The sequence below is a fragment of the Williamsia soli genome, assembly GCF_017377795.1.
In the GTDB taxonomy this organism is placed as follows: domain Bacteria; phylum Actinomycetota; class Actinomycetes; order Mycobacteriales; family Mycobacteriaceae; genus Williamsia; species Williamsia soli.
Genome location: NZ_JAFRDR010000007.1, coordinates 144,580 through 156,376, shown reverse-complemented (window position 1 = coordinate 156,376; position 11,797 = coordinate 144,580). Strand labels below are relative to the sequence as shown.

Annotated in this window: 10 protein-coding genes; 9 read left to right on the top strand and 1 reads right to left on the bottom strand. The window is 64.1% G+C overall.

What is annotated here, in order from left to right:
* Nucleotide 1 precedes the first annotated feature (1 nt).
* Genes J3S28_RS19045 through J3S28_RS19025 form a run of 5 tightly spaced genes read left to right on the top strand, consistent with a single transcriptional unit; the run spans nt 2 to nt 5,378 of the window.
* Complete coding sequence (locus J3S28_RS19045; RefSeq protein ID WP_207842308.1) at nt 2-892, top strand: glutathione S-transferase C-terminal domain-containing protein; 891 nt, start codon at nt 2-4, stop codon at nt 890-892.
* Nucleotides 889-2,094, top strand: a complete 1,206-nt coding sequence (locus J3S28_RS19040; RefSeq protein WP_207842307.1) for an LLM class flavin-dependent oxidoreductase — start codon at nt 889-891, stop codon at nt 2,092-2,094. The genes J3S28_RS19045 and J3S28_RS19040 overlap by 4 nt, the downstream gene beginning before the upstream one ends.
* Nucleotides 2,091-3,485 (top strand): NtaA/DmoA family FMN-dependent monooxygenase, encoded by a 1,395-nt coding sequence (locus tag J3S28_RS19035; protein ID WP_207842306.1) that lies wholly within the window; start codon nt 2,091-2,093, stop codon nt 3,483-3,485. Before J3S28_RS19040 ends, J3S28_RS19035 begins: the two co-directional genes overlap by 4 nt.
* A gap of 10 nt (nt 3,486-3,495) precedes the next feature.
* Nucleotides 3,496-4,668: an LLM class flavin-dependent oxidoreductase gene (locus J3S28_RS19030; RefSeq protein WP_207842305.1), complete on the top strand. Its 1,173-nt coding sequence runs from the start codon at nt 3,496-3,498 to the stop codon at nt 4,666-4,668.
* Entirely contained in the window at nt 4,665-5,378 is a 714-nt protein-coding gene (locus J3S28_RS19025; RefSeq protein WP_207842304.1) for a GNAT family N-acetyltransferase, read from the top strand. Before J3S28_RS19030 ends, J3S28_RS19025 begins: the two co-directional genes overlap by 4 nt.
* 44 nt (nt 5,379-5,422) lie before the next feature.
* On the opposite strand, the gene J3S28_RS19020 is transcribed toward J3S28_RS19025, so the two are convergent.
* Nucleotides 5,423-7,189, bottom strand: a complete 1,767-nt coding sequence (locus tag J3S28_RS19020; protein ID WP_207842303.1) for a sigma-54-dependent Fis family transcriptional regulator — start codon at nt 7,187-7,189, stop codon at nt 5,423-5,425.
* Between the two features lie 186 nt (nt 7,190-7,375).
* Here J3S28_RS19020 and J3S28_RS19015 point away from each other — a divergent pair, with 186 nt between their 5' ends.
* From J3S28_RS19015 to mimD, 4 genes are all read left to right on the top strand, one after another.
* On the top strand, nt 7,376-9,037 hold the full coding sequence (locus J3S28_RS19015) for a ferritin family protein (protein WP_084895196.1): 1,662 nt from the start codon (nt 7,376-7,378) through the stop codon (nt 9,035-9,037).
* A 138-nt stretch (nt 9,038-9,175) separates the two neighbouring features.
* Nucleotides 9,176-10,243, top strand: coding sequence for a 2Fe-2S iron-sulfur cluster-binding protein (locus tag J3S28_RS19010; protein WP_207842302.1), 1,068 nt, complete (start codon nt 9,176-9,178; stop codon nt 10,241-10,243).
* Nucleotides 10,244-10,285: 42 nt separating this feature from the next.
* Nucleotides 10,286-11,422, top strand: a complete 1,137-nt coding sequence (locus J3S28_RS19005) for an aromatic/alkene monooxygenase hydroxylase subunit beta (RefSeq protein WP_207842301.1) — start codon at nt 10,286-10,288, stop codon at nt 11,420-11,422.
* Complete coding sequence (mimD, locus tag J3S28_RS19000) at nt 11,419-11,769, top strand: propane 2-monooxygenase effector subunit MimD (protein ID WP_237341786.1); 351 nt, start codon at nt 11,419-11,421, stop codon at nt 11,767-11,769. The genes J3S28_RS19005 and mimD overlap by 4 nt, the downstream gene beginning before the upstream one ends.
* Nucleotides 11,770-11,797: the final 28 nt, after the last annotated feature.

Genomic DNA, 11,797 nt, shown 5'->3' with positions numbered 1-11,797 from the left:
CATGCCGAATTACGCCAGCCCCGCCGATACCGCGACCCACGGCGAGTACACGATCAAGCAAACTCCTGAAGACACCCGCCCGCTCTACCGTTTCACCGGACGGATCAGCAACGACGGCTCCACGCCCTATCCGGCCGTCGCCGATCGCTACCACGTCTACTCGGGCTGGTTTTGCCCGTGGGCACAACGAGTCACGCTGGTCATCGAACTGGCCGGACTCTCCGACATCGTCAGTGTCAGCTATGTCGACGGGAAGCGTGATGCGCGTGGGTGGGCATTCCGGGAGACCTACGGCCCCGACCCCGTCAACGGCTTCACCTTGCTACGCGAGGCCTACAACCTCACCGAGCCCGACTTCGATGGTCATGTCTCGGTCCCGACGCTCTGGGATCGGGAGACCGGGAAGGTCGTCAGCAACGACTTCGCCACCCTCGACGCCGACCTGTCGTCGCAGTACGACGTTGCCGCGAACGGTGGGGTCGAGCTGTACCCGACCGCGTTGCGTTCGCAGATCGACGAGCTGGAGACCTGGCTGCGGGCCGACGTCAACAGCACTGCCCATGTGGCGACGAGTGACAGTCCGGCGGCAGCAGAGGCTGCGGAGACTCTCCAGAAAGCCTTCACACAACTCGACAATCGTTTGCAGGGCAGCCGGTTTCTCCTCGGTGACGACGTGACCCTGGCCGATGTCCGGCTGTTCGTGACGCTGGTGCGTTACGACGCCGCGGCCGCCCGAACTGGCTCGCCCCGACTGTCCGAGTTCGGCGAACTCTGGCGCTACGCCCGCGACCTCTACGCCATCGAGGCGTTCACCAAGACCACCGATTTCAGTTCATTCGGCGGCGACTCGGTGGTCGCAGACTGGCAGAGCCCAGTGGGCGTCGCCCGATGACACAGCTACACCTCGGCGTCGCCCTCGACGGTGTCGGCTGGCATCCGGCGGCCTGGCGGGAGGACACCGAGAATGCCAAGCGCCTGACCGATCCCGGATACTGGGTCGAGCTCGCACAGACCGCGGAGCGTGGGCTGATCGATTTCGTCACCATCGACGACACCCTGGCCCTGCAATCGGAGACCTACGGTCCACCGGTCCCGCGCACCGACCGGGTTCGTGGGAGGCTGGACTCGGTACTCATAGCATCGCGTATTGCACCCCGTACCAAACACATCGGCCTGATACCCACCGCAGTGGTCACGCACACCGAACCATTTCACCTGGCGAAAGCGATCGCGACTCTCGACTTCGTCAGCTCCGGCCGGTCAGGCGTGCGACTCAAGGTCGGCGTGACGGGCACAGAGGCGAGACTGTTCGGCCGCCGCGACATTCCTGAACTGACGCTCTCCGAATTGAAAGCCGCCTCGGACACCTCGTTCATCACCAAGGCCTTCGACGAGGCAATCGACTACGGCGAAGTCCTGCACAGGCTCTGGGACAGCTGGGAGGACGACGCCGAGATCCGCGACCAGTCCACCGGACGGTTCATCGACCGGAGCAAGTTGCACTACATCGACTTCCAGGGTGAACACTTCTCGGTGAAGGGTCCGTTGACGGTTCCTCGTCCGCCGCAAGGACAACCGATCGTCGGCGTCCTGGCGCACTCGACGGACGTCTATCGGCTCGGTGTGTCCGTCGCAGATCTGATCTGGTTCACGCCGCGCAGCAATGCGGACGTCCGTTCAGTGAGTGCCGAGATCGTTGACCTCGCCGCAGCCTCGGGACGAAACACACCGCCTGCACAGGTGTTCGGCGATCTCGTCGTGGTGCTGGATCCCGACCGGGAACGCGCGGTCGACCGGTTGCATCGCCTCGACGAACTGTCCGGTGAACCGCTGGCCTCGGACGCGGACATCTTCACCGGCACGCCGTCGGAGCTGACAGATCTGATCGAGGCGTGGACGACGGCAGGCCTCGACGGCATCCGCCTGCGGCCGGCAAGCAACGCGATCGATCTGCCGCTGATCAGCGACGCGTTGGTCCCGGAGCTGCAACACCGCGGCCTACGTCCACATGGCTACTCGGCCACCACACTGAGGGGCCATCTCGGCTTGGAGCGACCCCGCTCGCGGTACGCAACATCATCAGAGGTGTCATGACAGGCAGGCCGCTCAAGCAGGTGCGTCTGGGGGCCGCGTTTCCCGGGGTCAACAACACCACGGTGTGGAGTGACCCGCGGGCTGGCAGCCAGATCGAATTCAGCAGTTTCGTGCATCTCGCGAAGACCGCCGAAGCCGCGAAGTTCGACTTCTTCTTCCTCGCGGAGGGACTGCGCCTCCGCGAGAAGAAGGGCCTGATCCACGACCTCGACGTCGTCGGCCGTCCCGACACTCTGCCGGTGCTCGCCGCGCTGGCCGCCGTGACGACCGACATCGGCCTGATCGGCACCATCAACGCAACCTTCAACGAGCCCTATGAAGTGGCCCGGCAATTCGCGAGTCTCGATCACCTCTCGGGTGGACGTGCGGGATGGAACCTCGTCACGTCGTCGGATGCGTTCACGGGCGAGAACTTCCGGCGCGGCGGCTACCTGGCCTACGAGGACCGCTACACACGGGCCGCCGAACTGCTCGATGTCGCTCGGACCTTGTGGGATTCATGGCCCACCGACGCGGTGATCGCCGACGGCGAGCAGGGCAGGTTCTGGAACGACCCGGACACCGGCGCCTTCAGCCACCACGGCGAGCACTTCGATGTCCAGGGGCAGTTCTCTGTCCCTGCCAGCCCGCAGCGCTATCCGGTGATCCTGCAGGCGGGCGACTCCGAGGCCGGTCGAGATTTCGGCGGCGCATACGCCGACGGGATCTTCACCCTGGTGCGCGACATCGACGAATCCCGCAGGTACTACCGCGAACTCAAGGCCCGCAAGGTCGCGATCGGCGGCACCCATGACGATCTGCTGATTCTTCCGGCCGCCACGTTCGCCCTCGGCGACACCACCGACGAGGCACAGGAGAACGCCGCAGCGATCCGGAGCCAGCAGGTCAGCGGCGCGACCGCGATCGGGTTCATCGAGGAGATCTGGAATCGCGACCTGAGCTCATACGATCCCGACGGCCCCTTACCAGACATCGGGCCCGAACTCGAGGCACCGGCGATCGTCCAGGGCAAGAGCAGGATCATCAAGGATCCGACCGCCGTGATCGAGGAATGGCGACACCGGGCCGAGACCAAGAACCTGTCGATCCGCGAGCTGGTCGTCGAGGTCAGTGCCAAGCAGTCGTTCATCGGGACACCGGCCGAGGTCGCCGAGCAGATCAACCACCGGGTCCAGACCGACGCCGCCGACGGTTTCATCCTCGCGCCCCACCTCACCCCGTCCGGACTCGACGAGTTCGCGGCCAAGGTCGTGCCAGAATTGCAGGAGCGCGGAGTCTTCCGTACGGAATACACCGGCGCGACGCTGCGCGAGAACCTCGGACTGCCGACCGCCCAAGCTCGGCCATGGCCACACGACAACCTGCCGGCCCACGCGTCGACCACCACCTAGGAGACTCCCCATGGGACCCATTCCGCTGTCCGTCCTCGATCTACTGCCGCGCTCGAGCGGCTCCGACAACGCCACCGCCTTGCGGAACACCATCGACCTCGCGCAACAGGCCGAGCGTTTTGGGTACGCCCGCTACTGGTTCGCCGAACATCATCTGAACCCCGGCGTCATCGGTTCGTCGCCCGCGGTGGAGATCGCCCTGGTCGCCGGGTCGACATCGTCCATCCGATTGGGTTCGGCCGGCGTGCAATTCGGTCACCGTTCCCCGCTGGCGACGGTCGAGGAGTTCGGACTCATCAATTCGCTCTACCCCGGGCGCCTCGATCTCGGTATCGGGCGGTCGATCTCGCGGCCGGAGCCGAAGGTCGATTCCGGCGAGGAGTCCGTGACCGAGGGCGCCAGAAAGGGCTATCTCGCCTCTCGCGGCGGCTCGGCCCATGACGAGGACAGCTACACCCCGAATGGTCTGCTGCTGCCCAAGCAGTTCGACATCTCTTCCGCGTTCTCCAGTGACGCCGTCGCACATCTGCTGAATCTCCTGCAGCAACCCGGTGCATACGCGCCGAGCTACGACGACCAGATCTCCACTGTCCTCGCTCTGCTCGACGGGAGCTATGTGAGCCCTGAAGGACTGCCCGCCCACGCGGCGCCCGGCGAAGGGGCGGACGTCCAGGTGTGGATCCTCGGCGCTTCCGGCGGATCCAGCGCCACCGTGGCAGGCACGAAGGGTCTGCGGTTCGTGGCCAGCTATCACCACAGTCCCAGCACCGTCATCGACGCCGTCGACGCGTACCGCGCCGCCTTCAAGCCCTCGACGGACGTGCCCGAACCGTATGTCGCGGTGTCGGTCGACGCGGTCATCGCCGAAACCGACGAGGAGGCAACGGAACTCGCCAGCGGTTACGCACCCTGGGTGCGGAGCATCCGGCGCGGCGAGGGCGCCATCCCGTTTCCGACCCCCGCCGAGGCCGCGGCCCTGGAATGGACCAACGAAGACCGCGAACTGGTCCGAGACCGCGTGCTCACCCAATTCGTCGGATCTCCGAAGACGGTTGCCGACAAACTCGAACAGCTACGCGATGCGACCGGCGCGTCCGAGATCTCGATCACGACCATCACCCACGACCACGAAGCACGCGTGCGCTCGTACGAACTGATCGCCAAGGAGTGGGCCGACCGATGACCGCACAAGCACTGCCCGACAACGCAGTACTCGAGAACGCCATCTGGGCGAGCATGACCGGGGCGCACGCCCACCTGACCGAAGGTACCGACCGTGCACGCCGCTACCTCCCCACGATCGCACCGTTCGTCGGCATCAACGACATCGACGATCCGCGCACCTGGACCGAACTCGCCCAGCTCGTAGGGCCGAGCCAGGAAGTCGCAGTCCCCCGTGACGTCGCGAGCCTCCCCGAAGGATGGCTGGTGGTCGTCAGTGGTCCCGGTGTGCAGATGATCGCCACCGACGCCGTGAAGCCCAGGCCCTTCGATGAGGCGATCCGACTCGGCGCCGACGACGTAGAGGACATGCTCGCCCTCATCGCCCGCACCGAGCCCGGTCCTTTTCTTCCCGAAACCTACCGACTGGGAACCTATCTCGGCGTTCGACGGGAGGGAAAGCTGATCGCGATGGCAGGCGAGCGGCTGCACCCGCCCGGCTGGACCGAGATCAGCGCGGTGTGCACCGATGCCGAGTTCCGCGGGCAAGGGCTTGCCACACGGTTGGTGCTCGCGGTTGCCGATGGCATCTACGCCCGCGGCGAGACCCCCTTCCTCCACGCCGCCGCGACCAACACCAATGCCATCGAGCTCTACAAACACCTCGGCTTCGTCTTACGGTCCAGCATCACGTTCACCGTCGTCCGGACCCCGTCGACCGTTCCGAACTGACCGTCCACCGGTGGTTGCTTTGACACGCCCGGCGGCGGCGCGGGTCAGTGGATCCCGAATTCCTTGATCTTGCGATAGATCGTCGCACGCGACAAACCCAGCGCCGCAGCGGCATCGGCTTTATTGCCATTGTTGTCGATGAGACTGCGCACGATCGCGTCGCGTTCGAGCGATTCGATCTGCGACAACGTACGGCGGATCGTCGTCCGGCACTCCGCCGGTAGGTGGTCGACGTCGATCACACCGCCGCGACGGAGCGTCAACGTCTCGGTCAGGATTCGACGCAACTGAGCGACATTGCCGGGCCACGGGTGTTTGCTCAGAGCCCGAACCGCCGCGGGGGTCAGCCGCGCCGTCGACCCGGGATGTATCTGGTCGATCAGATACGGGATCAATTCGCCGATGTCCTCGCTGCGATGCCGCAGGGCCTGCAATGTCACCGTGTGCGAGAAGAACGGCAGCAGGGTCGCGTCGATCTCGGGCCGCTCGGTGTTCCCGTTCATGGTGGCCGCGACCCAGCCGGTACCTTCCACCGACTGCAGCAGCAATGCCACCGGATCGACCAGTTGCGCCGGCAGCCTGTCGATGTCGGTCAGCAGTACATTGAACGCGTCGCTCGACTCCAACTCCTGTGACAGGAGGTCGAGAAACCGTTCGTGGTCGCCGAAATCACGGATGCCGAGTGTGAGCAGATGGTTTGCAGGAGCGGCCTTGTGGGCGGCGGCCGTGATGAGCGCACCACGACCGGTCCCCGACTCGCCTTCCACCAGCACCCAGTGCCGATCGGCATAACAGCGTCGGACCTGACTGTAGCTGCGACGCAAGGATGCGCTGTTACCTACGAGCCCGACAGGAAGGGCCTCACTCTCGACCCGCGCCGGTGCCGGCAGCGTGGCGGCATCCGGGAAATCTTCGACGGACACGTGAAAGACGATATTGATTGCACCCGAGCGGATTTCATTTCGATCGGCCACACTCACCCGCGCACTGCGGCCGCTCGGCAGTTGCACGACCAGCGTTCGCGTGTGCGACACCGACTGCATGTCCAGGGCGTGTTCGAGCAACGCGGTCTGATCGCGGGCATCGAGATTGCGCCGAAGGTGTGCGTTCATCAACACCATCTCCCCGGCAACGGCGAGCACACCGCGACTGTAACGACGCGCGGTCGCGAGGTACGTCGTCAGCAGCGCGGTCTCCCGCTCGTTGGCCTGGCTGAGAAGTTGGCTCTCGATCTGCCTGCTCGCCGACTTCGCCAGCGACAGCAGGAGCGGATTTGCGTGTTCGGCGCGACAGGTCATGTCCAGGACCCCGAGCAGCGTGCCGGATCCGGGATGCCGGATGGGCACACCTGCGCAGGCGAGCGTCCCCAACTCGCCGACATAGTGCTCGCTGCCGAGTATGTAGGTCGGCTGCCGCGTCTCGATGGCGGTTCCGATGCCGTTGGTCCCGACGAACTGTTCGGCGTAGCTGTAGCCGCGGGCGAGTTTGACGTCGTCGAGGGTGCGGTTGATACCGGCGTCCGAGGAGAATCGGTCGAGGATTAGGCCCTCCGCGGAGGTGAGGATGACGCTCACCGGTTGCGTGGACATGTCTTCGGCGATGGAGCGCAGAACGGGTTGCGCGGCGTTCATGAGCGGGGTGTCGAGGTCCGGTTCCCGGACAAATGGCAACTCCACGCGGTCTACGTGGATGTGGAGGGCCTCCGAGCGACGCCACGAATCGAGTACCGCGGCCCGTACCGGTAGTTCGCCTGCTCCCGGCGCAGCCAGGAACTTCTCACGGGCCTGTTGCCGTTTCGAGAAATCAGTCATGTTTCCGACGCTCACCTCCGGGACCGAACCACGCCATTCGGCCTACTGCCGATAGTAGAAGCGTCTCTAAATGAGACGAGTCTCACAATGAGACGGCCTTGCCATCCTAGCCGGTGTGTCATCGATCACAGGGAGCTGACAACTCCCTCCACCGACAGCCCGCGTGCTTGAACGAGGAGGATCGCGTTGAGCAGACAGAGTCTGAGCAAGGCACACAAGAAGATCACTGAACTGTCCTGGGAGCCGACTTTTGCGACGCCGGCCACCAGGTTCGGCACCGACTACACCTTCGACAAGGCCCCCAAGAAGGATCCGCTCAAGCAGATCCTGCGGTCCTACTTCCCGATGGAGGAGGAGAAGGACAACCGCGTCTTCGGAGCGATGGACGGTGCCATTCGAGGCAACATGTTCCGCCAGGTGGAGCAGCGCTGGATGGAATGGCAGAAGCTGTTCCTCTCGATCATCCCCTTCCCGGAGATTTCCGCGGCGCGGGCGATGCCGATGGCCATCGACGCAGTGCCCAACCCCGAGATCCACAACGGGCTGGCCGTGCAGATGATCGACGAGGTCCGCCACTCGACGATCCAGATGAACCTCAAGCGCCTCTACATGAATCACTACATCGACCCCGCCGGGTTCGACATGAGTGAGAAGGCTTTCGCCAACAACTACGCCGGCACCATCGGTCGCCAATTCGGCGAGGGTTTCATCACCGGTGACGCGATCACCGCGGCCAACATCTACCTGACCGTGGTCGCCGAGACCGCATTCACCAACACCCTGTTCGTCGCGATGCCCTCGGAGGCGGCCGCCAACGGCGACTACCTGCTGCCGACGGTGTTCCACTCGGTCCAGTCCGACGAGTCGCGGCACATCTCGAACGGCTACTCGATCCTGCTGATGGCCCTGGCCGACGAGGACAACCGGGTGCTGCTCGAGCGCGACCTGCGGTACGCATGGTGGAACAACCACTGTGTGGTCGACGCCGCGATCGGCACCTTCATCGAGTACGGCACCAAGGACCGTCGCAAGGACCGCGACTCCTACGCCGAGATGTGGCGCCGGTGGATCTACGACGACTACTACCGCTCCTACCTCATCCCCCTCGAGAAGTACGGCCTGAAGATCCCGCACGATCTGGTCGAGGAGTCCTGGAACCGGATCGTCAACAAGGGCTACGTGCACGAGGTCGCCCAGTTCTTCGCCACCGGCTGGCCGGTCAACTACTGGCGCATCGACGCCATGACCGACGAGGACTTCGAATGGTTCGAGTACAAGTACCCGGGCTGGTACGACAAGTACGGCAAGTGGTGGGAGAACTACAACCGGATGGCGTACCCGGGCAAGAACAAGCCCATCGCCTTCGAGTCCGAGGCCAACTACCAGTACCCGCATCGTTGCTGGACCTGCATGGTGCCTGCCCTCATCCGTGAGGACATGGTCACCGAGAAGGTCGACGGACAGTGGCGGACCTACTGCTCGGAGACCTGCGCCTGGACCGACATCAAGGCGTTCCGTCCCGAGTACGAGGGTCGTCCGACCCCGAACATGGGCCGGCTCACCGGTGACCGCGAGTGGGAAACCCTCCACCACGGCCGCGACCTCGCCGACATCATCAAGGATCTCGGCTACGTCCGCGACGACGGGAAGACCCTCATCCCGCAGCCGCATCTGCACCTCGACGATCCCAAGAAGTTGTGGACCCTCGACGACGTACGCGGCATCCAGTTCGGCAGCCCCAATGTGGCGCTGAACGAGATGTCCGACGCCGAGCGCGAAGCCCACATCGCCGAGTACAAGGCGGGTGGCCCCGGCGGCCGTCCGGCGAAACAGACCGTAGGCGTCTGATCCCCTCGCCGGCGGGTCTGCCCCTGCCGGTGCCGGGCGCCTACCCAGGACTCGGGGGCAGTGTGGTCGCACGCGCCACGCTGCCCCCGGGGCTCCACCCCTGCATGTCAACCCATCCCAGCGCAAGGAACCCCACCCATGGGTGATACCCACAACGTTCGGTTCGAACCCGTCGATCTCGAGATCGAAGTCGATGAGGACGAAACGATCCTCGATGCCGCATTCCGCCAGGGTGTCTCACTGATGCACGGCTGTCGCGAAGGCCAGTGTTCGGCGTGCAAGTCGTTCCTGCTCGACGGCGACGTCCAGATGGACCGGTACTCCACCTTCGCGCTCGCCGACTACGAGAGCGAAGAGGGATACGTCCTGCTCTGTAAGACGCACGCGTACTCCGACTGCGAGATCGAACTCATCAACTTCGACGAGGACGAGCTCCGCAATGCTGTTCCCCTTCAGCATCTTCGGGCCATGATCGTGGCGATGGACGACCTGACCCATGACATCGTCTCGGTCAAACTCGAGTTGCTCGAGCCGGCGACGTTCATGTTCAAGCCCGGTCAGTACGCGGACCTGATGATCCCGGGCACCGAAGATCACCGATCATTCTCCATGGCCACCACCCCGACGATGGCCGGGCGGCTCGAGTTCATCATCAAGAAGTATCCGGGCGGGCACTTCTCCGGTCTGCTGGAGACGAGCATTGAGGTCGGGCATGAACTCGAACTCAACGGCCCCTACGGCTCTTTCACGATCAAAGAGTCGTCAGAACGACCCATCATCTGCATCGGCGGTGGCGCCGGGATGTCCCCGATCCTGTCGCTGCTGCGCCATCTGTCCGAACTCGAGGCAGGGGGCAACGCCAAGGTCAGGCCGGTGCACTTCTACTACGGTGCGCGAACCGCCAAGGACCTCTTCTACCTCCACGAGATCAAGGAGATCGGCAATCAGCTGCCCGACTTCAGTTTCGTCCCGTGCCTGTCGGAAGAGACCTCGGCGGACTGGGAGAGCATGGGCGTGGCAGGGGATTTCGGCTTCGTCACCGAGGTCGTCGAACGCCGGGAAGCCGACATGGAGGCAGCCGAGTTCTATCTGTGCGGCCCTCCCCCGATGGTCGATGCCGCCATGGCATTGCTCGACGGCGCCGGCGTCCCGATCGACCAGGTCCACTTCGACAAGTTCACCACCACAGTTCCGCAAGACAGTTAGAACCCTTGAGCCGACCGTCAGCTACCGAAAGTGAGTTCACCGATGAGCGCCCCAGCAGCCCCCAAGCCCGATACCGGAGAATCGACCGGGCAACCGGTACGCAGTTTTCCCAAGCCCAAATTCACCGACGCCGAGGCGGGAGCTCTCGACTTCCCCAGCTCGAAGAGCCGGAGTTACAACTACTTCAAGCCGGCCAAGATGCGGGCGACCACTTACGAAGACGTGACCTTCGACGTCCAACCGGACCCGGAGCGCCACCTCTCGCAGGGCTGGATCTACGGCTTCGCCGACGGTCCGGGCGGCTACCCCAAGGACTGGACAGCGCTCAAATCGTCTGACTGGCACCAGTTCCGCGATCCCAATGAGGAGTGGGAACAGACAATCTATCGCAACAACGCCAACGTTGTTCGGCAGGTACAGCAGAACCTGGCCAACGCCAAGCTCTCCGACGCCTACGCGTCCTGGACTCCGAGCTGGGCGACGTTCATCCAGCGCAACCTCGGTGCCTGGATGCACGCCGAGAACGGTCTAGGCCTGCACGTCTTCACCGCCGCACAACGGTCAGCACCGACGAACATGCTCAACAACGCGATCTGTGTCAACAGCGCCCACAAGATGCGGTTCGCCCAGGACCTCGCGCTCTACAACCTGGACCTGACCGACACAATCGAGGGGTTCGACGGTGCCGTGCACCGCGAGGTCTGGCACAGCGACCCGGTCTGGCAGGGCGTGCGCGAGAACGTCGAACTGCTGACCGCCGAGGGCGATTGGGCCGAGGCGGTGTTCGCCACCAACATCATCTTCGAGCAACTCGTCGGTGTGCTCTTCCGGTCGCTGCTGGTGATGCAGATCGCGGCTCGCAACGGCGACTACGTCACCCCGTCGCTGGTCGGATCCGGTGAGCACGACTACAACCGCGATCTCGGCTACACCCGGACCCTGCTGCGTCTACTCGTCAGCGATGAAGAGCACGGCGAGGCCAACCGCGAGCTGCTGGGCCAGTGGTCGGACAAATGGATTCCACTGAGCCTGGCCGCAGCCCGGGATCTGCAGCCGATCTGGTCGCAGCCGCAGGAGCGACATGTGCCGTTCCAGGATTCGTTCAACACCGCCAAGGCCGGCCTTCGGACCGTCCTCGAAGATCTCAAAATCCCCGTATCGAAGGAGCTGGACGCATGAGCAGCGAGATGACATTTGGCGCCGACATCGGATCGTCCAACATGTGCGGTGTCACCCTGATGAACAACCAGAACGGCTACGTGGTCGCCGAGATCATGAGCAAGAAGGAAGGCGTCGAGATCGCCGAGTTCCCGTCGATGATCCGGGTGGACGGAAAGAACGTCCTCACCTTCGACTTCGACGAGATCACCGACGCCCTCGGCGCCGACTTCGACCAGTCCGACTTCGAAGAGATCATGTCCACCCATTACGGGCGGATGGTCCACTTCGATGACCGGACCATGCTGTTCGCCAATCCGGAAGACGCGGCCGAATTCATCGATTTCGATCTCAAAGTCGTCGAATGATCCGAGCGGGCATGGGTTCTGGTCACCA